Annotated in this window: 14 protein-coding genes, 2 pseudogenes and 1 riboswitch; of the genes and pseudogenes, 9 read left to right on the plus strand and 7 right to left on the minus strand. The window is 69.1% G+C overall.

What is annotated here, in order from left to right:
* Positions 1-153: 153 nt before the first annotated feature.
* A riboswitch (cobalamin riboswitch) is annotated at positions 154-324 on the plus strand.
* A gap of 225 nt (positions 325-549) precedes the next feature.
* From ACV530_RS03580 to ACV530_RS03600, 5 genes are read left to right on the plus strand one after another with little or no spacing between them, the layout of a single operon-like run.
* On the plus strand, positions 550-2049 hold the full coding sequence (locus tag ACV530_RS03580) for a CoA-acylating methylmalonate-semialdehyde dehydrogenase (protein ID WP_494330728.1): 1500 nt from the start codon (positions 550-552) through the stop codon (positions 2047-2049).
* Positions 2046-3206 (plus strand): acyl-CoA dehydrogenase family protein, encoded by a 1161-nt coding sequence (locus ACV530_RS03585; RefSeq protein ID WP_494330729.1) that lies wholly within the window; start codon positions 2046-2048, stop codon positions 3204-3206. Before ACV530_RS03580 ends, ACV530_RS03585 begins: the two co-directional genes overlap by 4 nt.
* A complete protein-coding gene (locus ACV530_RS03590; RefSeq protein ID WP_494330730.1) occupies positions 3203-4282 on the plus strand; it encodes an enoyl-CoA hydratase/isomerase family protein in 1080 nt (359 codons plus the stop codon). Before ACV530_RS03585 ends, ACV530_RS03590 begins: the two co-directional genes overlap by 4 nt.
* Complete coding sequence (mmsB, locus tag ACV530_RS03595; RefSeq protein WP_494330731.1) at positions 4279-5202, plus strand: 3-hydroxyisobutyrate dehydrogenase; 924 nt, start codon at positions 4279-4281, stop codon at positions 5200-5202. The genes ACV530_RS03590 and mmsB overlap by 4 nt, the downstream gene beginning before the upstream one ends.
* A complete protein-coding gene (locus tag ACV530_RS03600; RefSeq protein ID WP_494330732.1) occupies positions 5199-5981 on the plus strand; it encodes an enoyl-CoA hydratase in 783 nt (260 codons plus the stop codon). Before mmsB ends, ACV530_RS03600 begins: the two co-directional genes overlap by 4 nt.
* Positions 5982-6220: 239 nt before the next feature.
* Here ACV530_RS03600 and ACV530_RS03605 read toward each other — a convergent pair whose 3' ends face one another.
* The 3 genes and pseudogenes from ACV530_RS03605 to ACV530_RS03615 form a co-directional block, all read right to left on the minus strand.
* A complete protein-coding gene (locus tag ACV530_RS03605; RefSeq protein WP_494330733.1) occupies positions 6221-7699 on the minus strand; it encodes a salicylate synthase in 1479 nt (492 codons plus the stop codon).
* A gap of 661 nt (positions 7700-8360) precedes the next feature.
* Positions 8361-8792 carry a VOC family protein gene (locus ACV530_RS03610; RefSeq protein ID WP_382038653.1) on the minus strand — a complete coding sequence of 144 codons (432 nt, stop codon included), beginning with the start codon at positions 8790-8792 and terminating at the stop codon, positions 8361-8363.
* A 175-nt stretch (positions 8793-8967) separates the two neighbouring features.
* Positions 8968-9181, minus strand: a pseudogene (locus tag ACV530_RS03615) (hypothetical protein); the annotation flags it as partial.
* Between the two features lie 17 nt (positions 9182-9198).
* Between ACV530_RS03615 and ACV530_RS03620 the strand changes: the two are divergent.
* Positions 9199-9582 (plus strand): annotated as a pseudogene (locus tag ACV530_RS03620) (AAA family ATPase); the annotation flags it as partial.
* 114 nt (positions 9583-9696) lie between these two features.
* The gene (locus ACV530_RS03625; protein WP_494330828.1) at positions 9697-10179 is read left to right on the plus strand and encodes a phosphatase domain-containing protein; all 483 of its coding nucleotides are present in this window, start codon (positions 9697-9699) and stop codon (positions 10177-10179) included.
* Between the two features lie 142 nt (positions 10180-10321).
* Here ACV530_RS03625 and ACV530_RS03630 read toward each other — a convergent pair whose 3' ends face one another.
* A complete protein-coding gene (locus ACV530_RS03630) occupies positions 10322-11503 on the minus strand; it encodes a methyltransferase domain-containing protein (RefSeq protein WP_494330734.1) in 1182 nt (393 codons plus the stop codon).
* Complete coding sequence (locus tag ACV530_RS03635; protein WP_494330735.1) at positions 11500-11628, minus strand: hypothetical protein; 129 nt, start codon at positions 11626-11628, stop codon at positions 11500-11502. Before ACV530_RS03635 ends, ACV530_RS03630 begins: the two co-directional genes overlap by 4 nt.
* A 588-nt stretch (positions 11629-12216) precedes the next feature.
* Here ACV530_RS03635 and ACV530_RS03640 point away from each other — a divergent pair.
* Positions 12217-12942: a hypothetical protein gene (locus ACV530_RS03640; protein WP_494330736.1), complete on the plus strand. Its 726-nt coding sequence runs from the start codon at positions 12217-12219 to the stop codon at positions 12940-12942.
* A gap of 47 nt (positions 12943-12989) precedes the next feature.
* On the opposite strand, the gene ACV530_RS03645 is transcribed toward ACV530_RS03640, so the two are convergent.
* Both ACV530_RS03645 and ACV530_RS03650 read right to left on the minus strand, forming a co-directional pair.
* Positions 12990-13559, minus strand: coding sequence for a GNAT family N-acetyltransferase (locus ACV530_RS03645; RefSeq protein WP_494330737.1), 570 nt, complete (start codon positions 13557-13559; stop codon positions 12990-12992).
* A 24-nt stretch (positions 13560-13583) separates the two neighbouring features.
* On the minus strand, positions 13584-14933 hold the full coding sequence (locus tag ACV530_RS03650; protein WP_494330738.1) for an NsdA family TPR-like regulatory protein: 1350 nt from the start codon (positions 14931-14933) through the stop codon (positions 13584-13586).
* A 572-nt stretch (positions 14934-15505) separates the two neighbouring features.
* Between ACV530_RS03650 and ACV530_RS03655 the strand changes: the two genes are divergently transcribed.
* Positions 15506-15985: a hypothetical protein gene (locus ACV530_RS03655; RefSeq protein WP_494330739.1), complete on the plus strand. Its 480-nt coding sequence runs from the start codon at positions 15506-15508 to the stop codon at positions 15983-15985.
* Positions 15986-16283: the final 298 nt, after the last annotated feature.

Raw genomic sequence — 16283 nt, forward strand, 5'->3', positions numbered from 1 at the left:
CCTCCCAAGCCCCGGCACCCTTCGGCACTTCCGCGATCCAGCCATTTCCGGGTACGGCCGGATCCGGCCTGCCGGCGTCAGGGGCTGGGGTCGGGGCCGGGGCCGGGGCCGGGGCCGGCAGGGGGTGGACTTACTAGGACGTCCAACTATATGTTCGTGACCAAGGCCCGCGGTGCAGGGAAGCCGGTGCGAATCCGGAACGGTCCCGCCACTGTGACCGGGGAGTGTGCCGTTGCGCGCACGCCACTGACGCGTCGCGTCGGGAAGGCTGGCGGCATGCGGTGATCCGGGAGTCAGGATACCGGCCGCGGCATGTTCCGTGTTTCCACGAGGATGGAGCAGACACGCATGGCACCGGTCCTCACCCACGACCGCGGCGATCCTCCGGAACGCACGGGAACGTCCGTGCGTCCATAACTCTCCGGAACTCTCCGGCGAATCGCCCGCCTTCGCGTCCCGCGGCTGTTCCGTGCGCGCGCACCGTACCCGGTGACGCCGCCGGGCCTGCCGTGCCATCCCCGGATCCCACCTGACGGGAGCAAGCTGTTCATGGTTCGTGAACTCACCCATTTCATCGGCGGCAAGCACATATCCGGAACATCGGGGCTGTTCGGCGATGTCCACGACCCCAACACCGGCGCGGTGCAGGCGAGGGTGCCCCTGGCGGGGCGCGACGAGACCACAGCCGCGATCGACGACGCGGTGAAGGCGCAGGCCGAGTGGGCCGCGTGGAACCCGCAGCGCCGGGCCCGCGTCCTGATGAAGTTCCTCCAGCTCGTGGAGGGCGAACGGGACTCCCTGGCCCGGATGTTGTCCGCCGAGCACGGCAAGACGGTCGCCGACGCGCACGGCGACCTCCAGCGCGGGCTCGAGGTCGTCGAGTTCGCCGCCGGCATTCCGCACCTGCTCAAGGGCGAGTTCACCGACAACGCGGGCACGGGCATCGACGTCCACTCGCTGCGGGCGCCGCTGGGCGTCGTGGCGGGGATCACCCCGTTCAACTTCCCCGCGATGATCCCGCTGTGGAAGGCCGCGCCCGCGATCGCCTGCGGCAACGCGTTCATCCTCAAGCCGTCCGAGCGCGACCCGTCCGTGCCCCTGCGGCTCGCGGAGCTCTTCCTCGAGGCCGGGCTGCCGGCGGGTGTGCTCAACGTCGTCAACGGCGGCAAGGAAGCGGTCGACACGCTGCTGGAGGACCCGCGCGTCCAGGCCGTCGGCTTCGTCGGCTCCACCCCGATCGCCGCGCACATCTACGCCACCGCCGCCGCGCACGGCAAGCGCGCCCAGTGCTTCGGCGGCGCCAAGAACCACATGATCGTGATGCCGGACGCCGACCTCGACCAGGCCGCGGACGCCCTCATCGGCGCCGGCTACGGCTCCGCGGGCGAGCGCTGCATGGCCATCTCGGTCGCCGTGCCCGTCGGCGAGGAGACGGCGAACGCCCTGGTCGCCAAGCTCAAGGAGCGCATCGGCGCGCTGCGCATCGGCCGCTCCGACGACCCCGGGGCCGACTTCGGGCCGCTGGTGAGCCGCGACGCGCTCGACCGCGTACGCCGCTATGTGGACATCGGCACCGAGGAGGGCGCCGAACTCGTCGTCGACGGACGCGAATTCGTCCTTCCCGGCCACGAGGACGGCTTCTTCGCCGGCGCCTCCCTCTTCGACCGCGTCACCACGGACATGCGGATCTACCAGGAGGAGATCTTCGGTCCGGTGCTCTGCGTCGTCCGCGCGGCCGACTACGAGGAGGCTCTGCGCCTGCCGAGCGAGCACCCGTACGGCAACGGCGTGGCCATCTTCACACGGGACGGGGACACCGCCCGGGACTTCACCCGCCGGGTGAACACCGGCATGATCGGCGTCAACGTGCCGATCCCGGTGCCGGTCGCGTACCACACCTTCGGCGGCTGGAAGCGTTCCGGCTTCGGCGACCTCAACCAGCACGGCCCGGACTCGATCCGCTTCTACACCCGTACCAAGACCGTCACCTCGCGCTGGCCCTCCGGGGTCAAGGAGGGCGCGAGCTTCACCATCCCCACGATGGGATGACGGCGATGAACGACGACACCCTGCTCTCCGAGGACCAGCTCGCGCTCGCCGAGACGGCCCTGGACTTCGCCGAGGAACACCTCGCCCCGCATGCCATCGCCTGGGACCAGGACAAGCACTTCCCCGTCGACACCCTGCGCAAGGGCGCCGGCCTCGGCCTCGGCGGCATCTACGTGCGCGAGGAGTCGGGCGGCTCCGGCCTCACCCGCTCCGACGGCGTGGTGATCTTCGAGGCGCTGGCCACCGGCTGCCCGTCCATCGCCGGCTATCTGTCGATCCACAACATGGTCGCGTGGATGATCGACCAGTACGGCGACGAAACCCAGCGCGCCCGCTGGCTGCCGGCGCTGTGCTCGATGGACTCACTGGGCAGCTACTGCCTCACCGAACCCGGCGCCGGCTCCGACGCCTCCGCGCTGCGCACGCGCGCCGAGCGCGACGGCGACCACTATGTCCTCACCGGCGTCAAGCAGTTCATCTCCGGTGCCGGGGTCTCGGACCTCTACATCGTGATGGCCCGTACGGGCGGGGACGGGCCGCGCGGCATCTCGGCCTTCGTCGTCCGGCACGACGACGCGGGCCTGTCCTTCGGGCCCAACGAGAAGAAGATGGGCTGGAACGCCCAGCCCACCCGGCAGGTCATCCTCGACGGCGTCCGCATCCCGGCCGACCGCCGCCTCGGAGCCGAGGGCGACGGCTTCCGCATCGCCATGAACGGGCTCAACGGCGGCCGGCTCGGCATCGCCTCCTGCTCCCTCGGCGGCGCGCGGAACGCGCTCGACCGCAGCCTGGCGTACCTCAAGGACCGGGAGGCCTTCGGGGCACCGCTGCTGGACGCGCAGGCCCTGCAGTTCCGGCTGGCCGACATGGCGACCGAACTCACCGCGGCCAGAGCGCTGGTACGGCAGGCGGCGGACGCCCTGGACCGGAAGCTGCCGCAGGCGGCGCAGCTGTGCGCGATGGCCAAGCGGTTCGCGACGGACACGGGCTTCTCGGTCGCCGACCGGGCCCTGCAACTGCACGGCGGCTACGGCTACCTCAGCGAGTACGGCGTCGAGAAGATCGTCCGCGACCTGAGGGTGCACCAGATCCTGGAAGGAACCAACGAGATCATGCGACTCATCGTGGCCCGCGGACTGACGGGGGCGACGCGATGACCACCGACGACGAGACGGTCCTGCTGCGCACCGAGGGACGCGCCGCGTACATCACCCTCAACCGGCCGAAGGCTCTCAACGCGCTCACCCATGCCATGGTGCGCCGCATCGACGAGGCCCTGGCGGAATGGGAGAAGGACGCGGCCGTCGAGACCGTGGTCATCACCGGCGCCGGCGAACGCGGCCTGTGCGCCGGCGGCGACATCCGGTCCATCCACGAGGACGCGCGGACCGGGGGCTCGGCGTCGGCGGACTTCTGGCGGGACGAGTACCGGCTCAACTCGGCGATCGCCCACTACCCCAAGCCGTACGTGGCCGTCATGGACGGCATCGTGATGGGCGGCGGCGTCGGCGTCTCGGCCCATGGCAGCGTGCGGATCGTCACCGAGCGCTCGCGCGTCGCCATGCCGGAGACGGGCATCGGCTTCGTCCCGGACGTCGGCGGCACGTATCTGCTCGGCCTCGCCCCCGGCGAGCTGGGCACCCACCTCGCGCTGACGGGCACGGCGGTGGGCGCGGCGGACGCCCTGCTGTGCGGGCTCGCGGACCACTTCGTGCCGTCCGAGCTCCTGCCCCGCCTGCTCGACGACCTCGCCCACGCCTCCGTGCACGACGTCCTCGCCCGGTACACGGCCGAGGCGCCGCCCGGCGAGCTCGGCGCCCACCGGGAGTGGATCGACCGCTGCTACGCGGCCGGTTCAGTCGAGACGATCGTGGAGCGGCTGCTCGCCGACGGCGCCCCGGCAGCCGAGGAAGCCGCCGCGACGCTGCGCACCAAGTCGCCCACCGCGCTGAAGGTCACCCTGGCCTCCCTGCGCCGTGCCCGGCAACTCGGCTCCCTGGAGCGGGTCCTGGCGCAGGAGTACCGCGTCTCCTGCGCGGCCCTGGCCTCGCCGGACCTGGTCGAGGGCATCCGTGCCCAGGTGATCGACAAGGACCGCTCCCCCCGCTGGTCCCCCGCCACGCTCGCCGAGGTCACCGACGCGGACGTGGAACGCTTCTTCGCCCCGCTCGGCGAGCGTGAACTCCGGCTGGCCGGCACCGATTCGACTTCGACGCAGGAGGTGCCCCGGTGAGCGACGTCATCGCCTTCATCGGCCTCGGTCACATGGGCGGCCCGATGGCCGCCAACCTCGTCAAGGCCGGGCACCGGGTGCTCGGTTACGACCTGGTCCCCGACCTGCTGGCCACTGCGGCCGGTACGGGCGTCGAGGCGGCCGCGTCCGCGACGGAGGCCGTCGCCGGCGCCGACGTGGTGATCACCATGCTGCCCGCCGGCCGGCACGTCCTCGCCCTCTACCGCGACGAGGGGCTCCTCGCCGCCGCGCGACCCGGCACCCTGTTCATCGACTGCTCCACCATCGACGTCGCCGACGCCCGGACCGCCCACGAGGCCGCGGTAGCCGCGGGCCACCGGTCGCTCGACGCACCGGTCTCCGGCGGGGTCACGGGTGCCGAGGCCGCCACGCTCACCTTCATGACCGGCGGCGACGCGGAGGCCTTCGCCCTGGCCGAACCGCTGCTGTCCGCGATGGGCAGGAAGGTCGTGCACTGCGGGGCCGCCGGTGCGGGCCAGGCGGCCAAGATCTGCAACAACATGATCCTGGGCGTCTCGATGATCGCCGTCAGCGAGGCGTTCGTCCTCGGCGAGAGCCTCGGCCTGACGCACCAGGCCCTCTTCGACGTCGTCTCCACCGCCTCCGGCCAGTGCTGGGCGCTCACCTCCAACTGCCCCGTGCCGGGCCCGGTCCCGGGCAGCCCGGCCAACCGGGACTACGCGCCGGGCTTCGCCGCGCCCCTGATGGCCAAGGACCTCGGGCTCGCGGCCAACGCGGCCCGCGCGGGCGCGGTCGACGCGGAACTCGGCCTGCGCGCGGCGGAGTTGTACGCGGCGTTCGCCGAGGGCGACGGCGCCGGACAGGACTTCTCCGGCATCGTCCGGGCCATCCGGGAGCGCTCCGGAAAGAACGACAACGAGAACGGAACCCCGGCATGAGCGACGCCGTCTACGAGACCATCCTTGTCGAGCGCAAGGACCGCACCGCGCTCCTCACCCTCAACCGTCCGAAGGCCCTCAACGCACTGAACCTCCAGGTCATGAACGAGGTCGTCGCGGCGACGGAGGCGCTCGACCGCGACCCGGACGTGGGCTGCATCGTCATCACCGGCTCGCAGAAGGCGTTCGCCGCCGGGGCGGACATCAAGGAGATGCGGCCGCAGGGCTACATGGACATGTACCTCAGCGACTGGTTCACCGCCTGGGACCGGCTGGGCCAGCTCCGTACCCCCACCGTCGCGGCCGTCTCCGGCTACGCGCTGGGCGGCGGCTGCGAACTGGCGATGCTGTGCGACATCCTGCTCGCCGCCGACACCGCGGTCTTCGGCCAGCCCGAGATCAAGCTCGGTGTCATCCCCGGCATCGGCGGCTCCCAGCGGCTGACCCGTGCCGTCGGCAAGGCCAAGGCCATGGAGCTGTGCCTGACCGGCCGCACCATGGACGCGGCGGAGGCCGAGCGGGCGGGCCTGGTGTCCCGGATCGTTCCGGCCGGCGAGCTGCTCGCCGAGGCGCTCACGGTCGCCGAGACCGTGGCGGGCATGTCCGCGCCGGTCGCGATGATGGCGAAGGAGGCCGTCAACCGCGCCTTCGAGACCACGCTCGCGGAAGGCGTGCGCTTCGAACGGCGCCTGTTCCACGCGGTGTTCGCGACGGCCGACCAGAAGGAGGGCATGTCCGCCTTCGTGGACAAGCGGCCGCCGTCGTTCTCCCACCGCTAAGAACCAATCAATCGGGTTCACCTCAGCGTGAGTTGCGACTACGCTGGGGTGCCCGGAAACCACGTAGGTGCCCTGATTTCGAGCGAGAAGGAGGCGAACAACATGATGGATGACAGTGACAGCAGCCCGCTCCGCGGCCGGTCCCGCATCCGCACGTCCTCGTTCACCTCCGGTTGGTGGTAGCAGCCGGGCCACTTGTCAAGGCCGGCTCACCCCCCCTTCACTCCGTCTCGCGGAGGTCACCTCTCATGTCTCTCGTCTCGTTCCTGCACACCCACCATGTGATACCCCGCCGTGCCGTGTGGCACGAGATCACCCAGCGCATCATGTCCGGCGGTGTGGACAGCCCCGTCCTCCTGGCCCTGGGCACACCGCCCCGCACCAACCGGCCCAAGAAGCGCTAGCGGGCTCCGCGCCGGCACGACGTACGGCGCGACGCAGGCCAGCTTCTCGCAGGTCTCCTCGTACTCCCGGACCGGGCTGGAGACACCGACCACGCCGGCGCCCGCGCGCAGCCAGGCCCGTCCGCCACGCTGGTAGGCGGCGCGCAGCACCAGCGCCGCGTCGAGGCCGCCGTCGGCACCGGCCATGAGCACCGTGCCCGCGTAGAGCCCGCGCGGCCCGGCCTCGAGCTCCCCGATCAGCCGGTACGCGGCTGCCTTGGGGATCCCGGAGGCCGTGACCGCCGGGAAGAGCGCGCCGAGCGCGTCCCACGCGGTACGCCCGGGGGCCAGCGTGGTAGCCACCCGGGACGCCAGATGCTGCACACTGCCGCGCCGTTTGACCGTCAGGAATTCGCTGACATGCGTGGCGCCGGGCCTGCCCACAGAGGCCATCTCCTCGAGGGCGAGCCTGACCGAAGTGGCGTGCTCGAAGACCTCCTTGGCATCACCCAGCAGCTCTGCCCGCAGGGCCTCGTCTGTGGCGGGGTCGCCGGTGAGGGCGCGGGTGCCTGCGAGCGGCTGGGTCGAGGCCCGCCCGTCCGCGGTGACCTCAACCACTGTCTCCGGGCTGAACCCGGCCGCCTGCCAGCCGCCGAGGTCGAGCAGGAAGGAGCGGGCCGGTGTGTTGTGGCGCCGGCCGAGACGATAGGTGGCGGGCATGTCCACCGGAAACGGGATGTCCACGCTGCGGGAGAGGATGACCTTCTGCAGCCGGCCCCGCCCGATCTCCGCGACGGCACGAGCGACACCGCTGCGGTACGCGGGGCCGTCGGTCCGTACGGCGACGGGAACCGGCCCACCGCACAGCGGGCCGTCGACCCGGTTGAGCGCCGCGCACGCCGCGTCAAGTGCGGCCGCGTCCACCGCGCGGACGAGCACCTGCTCCGGGGTCACCCGGAACTCCGTGCGCGGCACCATCAGATGCGCCAGGCACTGCCGCCCCGGCAAGGCCCGTGGATCGGCGGCCAGTTCGAAGCAGGCCCAGCCGTAGGCGTTCCAGTCCGCGACCGGCACCTTGGCGAGCGCGGCGCGGACGGCACGCCACGGGGTGCCCGCCCAGGGTTCCGGGTCCCCGAACGTACTGTGCACCCGGCACGCATCCACGCGGATCTCCCCCAGTGGATCGCCCGCGACGTACCAGCATGGTCCGCGCTCGTAGACCACGTATGCGGCGAACAATCCGGACCCGGCCAGACCGCTGACCACGGCGAGGGGGTCGAAGGAACCGTTGATGAGGGCCTGTTGATAGCGCTGCACGGCAGAAGACTGGCCCACGATGACTCCGCTCACGCGTAAACGCGCGGGCTTCCTGCACCATCGGCTATGCGGCGGCGCAGAGGACCGGGTGAGGCGACTGGCACTCTCAGCCTTGTACACCAGGATGTTCAAGAAGACACCCCAACCTGCGTCGAGGATACTGCGGTTGAGCCCAGCCTTGGTGGCGGCACCATTCGACGGAAACGCACCGTCCTGGTTGGGGTCGGGCCTGGGTGCGGGCGTTTGGGCCATGCCCACCGGCTCGGCCACCCGCCGGGCCGCTGCCCGGTGCACCTTGGTTCGTTGCTTGGTGCGCTTCGGGAAGGGCGCCAGGTGCCTCTGGACTTTGGCCAGTTCGGCGGCCGCCCCCTCTTCCAGGAAGCGTGGGTTGGCGACGCGCTCACCGCCCGCGGTCGTCAGGAAGTGCGCAATATCCCGCGAGTTCGTGGTGCCCTTCAGCTCCTCGACGCGGGTCCTGGCCAGGCAGTTCACTGTCCTCAAATCGGTGCGTCTGCGGGTGGATCTGATGGTTCTTCAGAGTTCCTGAAGAACCATCATGACCCGTACAGCCCATCGCTCTCATCCGCCAACATGACCTGCGGCAATGGGAGATGGCAGCCAGAACGAACCCACGGAATATCGCACAGACGGCTCCCCACCTCGCATTCTCGGAGGAGAATCAGGCGAGGCAGAACTCGTTGCCCTCGATGTCCTGCATCGTGATGCACGACTCGTTGACGCCATCGGCGCGCTGCGTCAGCACGTGTTTCGCGCCGAGCGCCATCAGCCGTGCGCATTCGGCCTCGAGTGTGGCCAGGCGCTCCTCACCCACGAGCCCGGCGCCGGCCCGCACATCGAGATGCACCCGGTTCTTGACGACCTTGCCTTCGGGAACTCGCTGGAAGAGCAAGCGCGGGCCCACACCCGAGGGATCAGTGCACGCGAAGTAGATCTCATCCTCGGGCGGCAGCGAGCGGTGGTACTCCTCCCACGTGGCAAAGCCCTCCGGGACCGTCGGTACGACGTACCCCAGCACCTCGCACCAGAAGGCGGCGAGGCGCGCAGGCTCCGCGCAGTCGAAGGTCACTTGGAACTGTTTGATCGTTGACATCGACGCACGATAACAGGGGCCCTGCTCATCCCCCGGGTCGGTAGGCCCGCACGTTGTCGGGAGGAGGCGCCTGCTACCCGCTGCTGTGTCGTGCGGTCGCAGGGGTGAACCGAGGTCAGTGCCTAACGCACCCGTCCAGACGGCGCAATGTCGACTACCGGCTGGAGAAGGATCAGCGGCCCTGACGCTCGGGATCGAAGGAGCGGATCTGCTTGAGCTGGCCCGACTGGTCCCCGTACCTGACCGCGCCGCTCCTGCAAGGCCCCGTTGTGCAGAGAACAGTGATCGGCCAGCATCGCCCGCAGCACAGCTTCCTGCCAGACCGTCGGGCGAAGAAGTAACTTGTACGCGCACGCCCGGCCACCACTGACAAACCAAGCGCACTTCACCCCGAGCAGATGGAGCCATGCCCGACACAAAGGATTCAGGCATCTCCCGGACGGAACTCGTGGTGCTGGTGGGGCTGCAGGCCTCGGGCAAGTCGACGTTCTACGCCCGTACGTTCGCCGGTACGCACGCCCTCGTCAGCAAGGACCTCTTCCGCCGGGCCAAGCACCGGCAGCGCCGCCAGATACGGCTGATCGACGAGGCACTGGCCGAGGGCGTGCCCGTGGTCGTCGACAACACCAACCCGTCCCCGGCCGAGTGGTCCCCTCTCATCGCGGCAGCGCGCTCGTACCGCATCCCGGTCCTCGCCTACTGGTTCCCGCCCGACGTCATCGGCTCGCTGCTGCGCAACGCCGTGCGCGAGGGCCCGGCGAGGGTGCCGGAGATCGGCGTGTACGCGACCCTGAAGCGTCTGCGCAGACCCCGGACCGCGGACGGTTTCGACGCGGTGCACGAGGTACGGCTCGACGGCCACGGCGGATTCCTGGTCCGCCCGGCGGACGAGACACCGCCCCCGGTGGAACGTCACGCAGTGGCGGTGTTCGACCTGGACGGCACGCTCGCCGACATCCGGCACCGCCTCCCCCTGGTGCGGTCCCACCCGCGCGACTGGGACGCCTTCTTCGCCGCCGCCCCCGAGGATCCTCCGTTGCCCGAGGGCATCCGCCTCGCCCTGGCCTGTGCCCTCCAGTGCGACCTCGCCTACGTCACCGGCCGCCCGGAACGCTGCCGCCGCGAGACGGCGGACTGGCTGACCCGGCAGGGCCTGCCCCCGGGCCCGCTGTTGATGCGCCGGGACGGCGACCGCCGGCCGGCCCGCGTCGTCAAGCCGGAGCTGCTCCGCCTCCTCGCGGAGGAGCGGTGCGTCACCGCCGTGATCGACGACGACCACCAGGTCTGCACCGCCTACGAAGCCGCGGGATTCCGGGTGTTGCGCGCGACGTGGATGGAGCCGCAGCCGCTCCTGGAGCACGTCCAGGAACGCGAGGGCCGCACGTGAAAGTTCGCATCCGCTCCACCCGGTTCTAGGGTTCAATGTCGAGGCCGACCGCGTGGTGCTGCTGGCGGATCCGCACCTCAGCTGACCGCTGCGGGCGGCCAGGACTCGCAGTCGGGCCGACTGCTCCCTGGCGAGGTACGCCCTACTCAATCCGGTTGCCCTGCTCGTGGAGCCACACATGTTGCCCGGCCTTATCAATAGTCAGCCCGAAGTGGCTGAACCCGGGCCGTCCTTGCTCCGTCCACCATGCATGGGCGGCCTCTGTCTCGTCCCACAGCCGGCGACGACCGTACTGGTACACCGTGAACTTGGCTCGATCGCCACGGAACAGGACGCAGGCCCAGGAACGGTCGTTGAGGCTGAGGAGCCACATCGGGCGAGCGCCGTTTTCCTGCGGCCCTTTGGTGTGGACGACGTCAGGCAGACGCAGGCCGAGAGCGAAGGGGTTGGCGTCCCACAGCGTCGTGCCGAAGACTTCGTCGTGGGACAGGGCGGTGTGGGACTTTTGTGCGCCCTCTTTGGCCTCGGGGGTGACGTACGTGTCGTAGTCGTCCACGGTGAGGCGCTGGGCGCGGGCGCGCATGAACGTCACGCGTTGGGTGAACGGGCCGCTGGCGGAGGTCCCGTCGCTGGTGACGGTAAGGCGTGCGGTGGCCTCCGTCGAGGTGAAGTGGGTGCCCCATGGGACGAGAAGAACGCCGCCCGGTCGCGCTTGCTCGACCCAGGTGTACGGGATCGTGCGCAGCCCGCACGTGGCGATGAGCCGGTCGTAGGGAGCTGCGGGCGGATGCCCGTTGAGGCCGTCGCCGTGGATCACGGTGGCGGTGATGCCGGCCTGTTGCAGGGCGTGCCGGGCGGTCTCGGCGACTGTTGGGTCGACTTCGATGGTGGTTACTCGTCCGGGGCCGACGCGGTGGGTGAGGAGAGCGGCGTTCCAGCCGGTGCCGGTGCCGATTTCCAGCACCTGGTGGCCGGGCTGTACTTGGAGGTCGGCGAGCATGGAGAGCACCAGGGAGGGCATGGAGGACGAGGAGGTCATGTCCGTGCCCGGGGTAGTGCGGGTGCCGTCGTCCCACTGCGTGATGATCGCGGTGTCGGAGCAGGCGTACCGGTTCCAACCGTCAGGGTCTGCGGTGCGGTCCACCGCCGCGCACTCCGCATTCGCCTGGTCGTACGACCACATCACCGAGGGCAGAAACCGCGTCCTTGGCGTATCCGCGAAGGCGGGCACCCAGTCGGGTGTCAGCGAGCCCTTCTCGAGGAGCGCGCGGCCTAGCGCCTCCCAGCCAGGCCGCACGTCGTCCTCAGCATGCTCAGGGGTCACTTGCGGTGCTGCCCGTCGCCTTCGGGAGACGCCCCGTCCGGGGTCGGCGGCTCCTTGGGCGGTTCGTACTTCTGCCCGGGCAGCATGTCGTCGTTGTCGTCGTCATCCTTGTTCCGCTTGCCCACGTGACTGCGCCTCCTTGGATCGGAGCAGTGATGGGGAGGACGGTAGTGCGGAACAGGATGTTTGCAGGCGGTGTTTGCTCAACCTGACCAGAACCAGCCGGTGGCCCAGCGTGGGCCCGGCTCTTCGGCCTTCCAGCCCGGTTCATCCCCGGTTCCGCATCCTCGACGCCGAGCAGGCGCTCGATGAGCGCCGTTCTTACACCCCCGGCGCGGGGTGTCGGACGGCTATCTTCACGGCCTTCTCCAGTTCGTACCGGCTCACCCCAGTCGTGGCGGCGTGCTCCATGATGACTGCCTGGACCTGCTCGGCTGCCTCACGCCATGCCCGCCACTGCGCCTCGTAGTCTTCACGAGCTTCTCCCGCTCCGCCTCGGCGGCACGCTCAAGATCGAACATGATATTGGGGATATCCAAGGCGTCAGACACTCGATCGAGTTCAAGTCACGGGCCCGGTGGCGCCGCCCATCCCGAGTACCAGTCGGGGCGAAGCTCGAGCGTGTGCCATTGAAGGTTGAGTGATCGGGCCAACGGTCACATCGCAACGAAGAATGTCGCAATTCTTCGCTTTAAGGTGGTTTGATTCCTTCCATGTATCTCGTAGATGCGACGTACAGCACGGAAGGCTGGGACTTCATTGCCGTACTCCTCGCCCCGGCGCTCTGCGTTGTGGGCGCATGGTTGAGCGTCAAGCTCGCAAATCCGCGGGGGCGGTTGCTCTGTGCGATGCCGCGAGCAACTCCTCTGCTCAACGACTCAGGCGGTGTACGCGAGCTTCTTGAGGTGTGGCACGGCCCTTGCAACGCTGGCGGGCACCGCCTCGGCAACCCCCACATTGCCCAAGTCAACTTGACGTCCGATGGCCGGAGTGACATCAGCATCCACGACTTCCAAGGCCAACCTCTTGCTCTGGATCTGGCGGCGTCGATCGTCGAGGTACTCCCACCCCACTCCCGTCCAGCGCAACCAAAGCTGATCGTGGACTTTGAGGGCGCACAGCTCTTGGTTGGACCGTGTCTGATCCGAAATCGGCAGGACTTCTCCATCGCTGTGCTGCTTGACGGAGAGCCATCGTTGACTCTTCCTGGGCCGAGCATCGCCGACGTCGACGTCGTCCTGGGAACCTGGAACGGCGAGGTCGCACGTAGACGGAAGAAGACTCTCTGGATTTGTGGACTCTTGACCGCAGCGGTGGCCCTGGGACTCAGGCTGGGAGGCGCGATCTCCACGAACCGGGCGTGGGCGCTGTTGATCTGGTTCTTCCTGCTCGCCCAACCTCTGACCGCACTCGTGTTCCGCCGCAGGCCGCAGCTCTGAGTGCGTTGGCGACGTCGCTCGTATGGCATTGCCCGCTCATCTGCCCGCTACTGAGCTTCTCCATGGGCAACTTCGCGGGCCCATTCATGGCTGAGGATGCTGTGAACAACGGAGTCGCGCCACTGGCCGTTCTTATAGATGTGTTCGCGGATACACCCTTCTTCGACCATGCCAGCCCGGAGCATCGTCTTGGCCGACGCTTGATTGAGAGGAGAGCGGGCTCCCCAGACCCGGTGAAGTTCCAGGGCTTCGAAGCCGAGGCCGAGGAGCAGGTGTACAGTCTCGAGGCCGTAGCCGATGCCCCAAGAGCTGGGGCGCAGCGCGAAGCCAAGGGTGGCCGCACGCTGTTGGTGAGGGTCGGTGGCCAGGCGGCCGAAGCCGACCAGGGAACCGGTGTCGTGCTCAACGACCGCAAGGGCGTATTCGCTGCGAGGTGCTGCGGTCGCCGATGCGATCGACCGGGCGACGATATGTCCCACGTCTTCACGTGAGCGAGGCTCGAACGACAGGTGCTCGGTGGCTTCGTGGCTGCCGTAGATCGCGAGGACTGCGTCCACGTCGTCGATGGCGAGTTCGCGAAGCTTCAAGCGCTGGCTGTGGCGGTTGACCGGGTACATGCCAGCGGACTCTACCGTCGACCTTCAGCGGGGGAGGGCCAGCCGGTTGGGGCTGTACGCCTCGATTTCTTCCCGGAGTTCATGCGCAACTGCCGCGTCGCGTGCGGGGCCTAGGAGAGCATTGCCGACGCGGGCGGCGGAGACGACAATCCCGCGGTTGCGTTGTGCGGGGGCAAGGTCGAGGACGGGACGGATGGCTTCGGCAGCGCCCTCGATTTCGCCGTTGTGCAGCCGGACGAGGGCCAGGTTGCACTGGGCGCCAGCCTGGTCGCCGAAGGCCCAGTCGGGATCGGCGGGGTCGCTGAACGACTCTACGGCCTGTTCAGCCAGGGCAGTGATCCGGGCGTCGCCGTTCCCGAGCAGGACCTCGGTCTCCACCGCGTAGTAGAGCTCTTTCTTCCTCGGGTAGGTCAGCAGGCCACCGAAACGGTCGAGGTCGTCGAGCTCAACGCGTTCGCGCTGGTCCTGCGCGCGCCGCAGGGCTATGCGGGCACCCTCCTCGTCGCCGAGCAGGGCTGCTGCGCGGGCTTCGAGGCCTGATAGCCACACTCCAACCGTGCCCCGGACGCCGGGGCACGCCACGGCGCCCCGCTGCGCGTAGGCGTGGGCCTGGCTCCCGCGGCCAGCCCAGTAGGAAATCAGCGACTTCAGCCCGAAGACCATGGCGGTCAAGCCCGGGTGGTCAGCTTGGGAGGCGCACACGCCAGCGGTGCGGGCCTGGATCATGGCCAGTTTGGCATCCCCCATGTCGTGGCAGCCCTTGCCCACGTGGACCGACACGATCGCGGCCAAGACATGGAGGTCACGCATGTGCCTCGGCCGGGCCCGACCGCCCTCGATGAGGCGGAAGATGTCGTCCTGAACAGTGGCCAGGTCATCCCAGATTGTCGACAGGGGCACCCGCGGGTACTCCTCGACCAGCGCTGACACCCGGTCGGTGACCAGTCCAAGGGTCTCCCCTCCGATCTGTCCCTGCTCTGCGCCCATAGCGAAGTCTGCTGCGCGCTTTGCGGCCATGTCTGCCGTCCTTCTCATCTCGTACAAGACCGCGCCGCGTTCGGCGTGGTTGCCGGCGGCGTGCGCAGCGAACAATGGTGTGGGCCGTGGTGCCGGTCCGCTATCGGGGACTTGGGTCCACAGCTGTTCGATGCTGTACCCGAGCATGTGGATCAGCACACGCCGGGTGTCCCTCTGCGGCAATCGTGCCTGGTAGTACCAGCCTTGGAAGGTTTTCACTGCCGGTTCCAGGCGCGCCAGGCTGTCGTTGCCCTCGATCCGAGCCACTTCCTGGGCTGCCTGTTTGAAACGGGGCAGGAACACGCGGGGGTCCTGGAGGTTCTGCTCGTCGAGCAGGTACCGGAAGAACGTCTTCACGTTGTCTCCCCTTCGTGCTCTCAGCACAGTCCGCCTCCACCGACCGCAGGCGACTGCACCTCCTAACTTGCCCTACATGGAAGTGGTTTAGCGGATCCGAGGCGAGTCCGAGGAGGATCCGAGGAACTTCCGCAGATTCCGAGGTCAGGCCGGGGGCTGCTTGGGGATGGAGTTCCGTCTCCGAAGACGGCAGGCTCATGGGCCTACCAGCCACAGGAAGATCTTCTTCCCCTCTTCCTGTGCACGCGTGTGCCGCATGAACCCATAACGGCCCCCATCCATCGCCCTTTTGGCCATGAAACCCCAAGGACGCTCCTCGTGACAGCCCCAGTTCCCCCTCGTCCGCTGGCGGGCCCCTCCCCGCAGGCTTGCCCAGCGGCCTCGCAGAAAGCCGTGAGTGCCGTCATGGCAGTGATTCGGCAGGACCATCCCCACACCACCGCCGAGTGCCGGACTGGCCACCATGATCGGTGTGCCGGAGCGACGGTCATCCGCCGGGTCTCCGGCGAGACCACCACGCACCGACCCGAGCATCTGGATTGTGCCTGCTCCTGCCACCAGACGGTGGGCGGATGACTGTTGCCGGCACTGAGTGGCTCGCCCGCTGCGCTCGTTCACCCGGGGCGGTCCGGGAACGGTGGTCCGCGGGACAGCTGGCTCCCATCCGTACCACCGCGTGGTCGGTCGTCGAGACGAACGACGTCGTCCAGGCCGCGGACGTACTCCTCGCCCTCCGGCGGGCAGGGCGTTGCGGCCCGGTCCTCGCGCACCCCGAAGAAAGGCGCATCTGGTGGCTCCTGCCGCCCGGACAGGCAGGCACGTTCGACGGCCTTCCCGGCATCACTGCGCACCCTGCCATCTGGGCGCTACCGTGCCCGCCGGCCGACGAGCCGTTGTGCGGGCACGGCTGGCTGGAGAAACCGGACGGCACCGGGCGCCTGACCAGCCCCGCCCACTTCTGCGCCGCTCTCACTTCGGCCGGGCCGAACCCAGGCACAGCACCGGCCCTGCCCGTGCCCTGCCCGACGATCCGCGAAGGCGTCCTGAAGTGATCAACGCGTGCCAGGCCCGGCGCCTCGATCGCGCACAGATCCAGCGACGAGGACACGCTTGCCGACCCCGACAGTGTGCGAGCACTGATCGCCAAGGGAGCACCCTGCGCCTGATCATCCCTCGCAGCGCACGCGTGGCGCGACTTCGATGAAGAGCAATCGCGCCCATCAGCCTTGCTGGTCACCCGATTTACCAACCCACGACGAAAGCAATCGCATGACCTACCGATCCGTCTCCGAGGCCCTCACGTCGCTCGGAGCAGAAGCCTGGCTCGTGTCACGGGAACTACGCCCCAAG

The sequence above is a fragment of the Streptomyces sp. SX-6 genome, assembly GCF_059089585.1.

Coding starts and splice junctions, on each gene's coding strand:
- ACV530_RS03580 (WP_494330728.1), top strand. CDS start 550: ATGGTTCGTGAACTCACCCATTTCATCGGCGGCAAGCACATATCCGGA.
- ACV530_RS03655 (WP_494330739.1), top strand. CDS start 15,506: ATGACTGTTGCCGGCACTGAGTGGCTCGCCCGCTGCGCTCGTTCACCC.
- ACV530_RS03610 (WP_382038653.1), bottom strand. CDS start 8,792: ATGTCAACGATCAAACAGTTCCAAGTGACCTTCGACTGCGCGGAGCCT.
- ACV530_RS03645 (WP_494330737.1), bottom strand. CDS start 13,559: ATGTACCCGGTCAACCGCCACAGCCAGCGCTTGAAGCTTCGCGAACTC.
- ACV530_RS03640 (WP_494330736.1), top strand. CDS start 12,217: ATGTATCTCGTAGATGCGACGTACAGCACGGAAGGCTGGGACTTCATT.
- ACV530_RS03585 (WP_494330729.1), top strand. CDS start 2,046: ATGACGGCGATGAACGACGACACCCTGCTCTCCGAGGACCAGCTCGCG.
- ACV530_RS03590 (WP_494330730.1), top strand. CDS start 3,203: ATGACCACCGACGACGAGACGGTCCTGCTGCGCACCGAGGGACGCGCC.
- ACV530_RS03600 (WP_494330732.1), top strand. CDS start 5,199: ATGAGCGACGCCGTCTACGAGACCATCCTTGTCGAGCGCAAGGACCGC.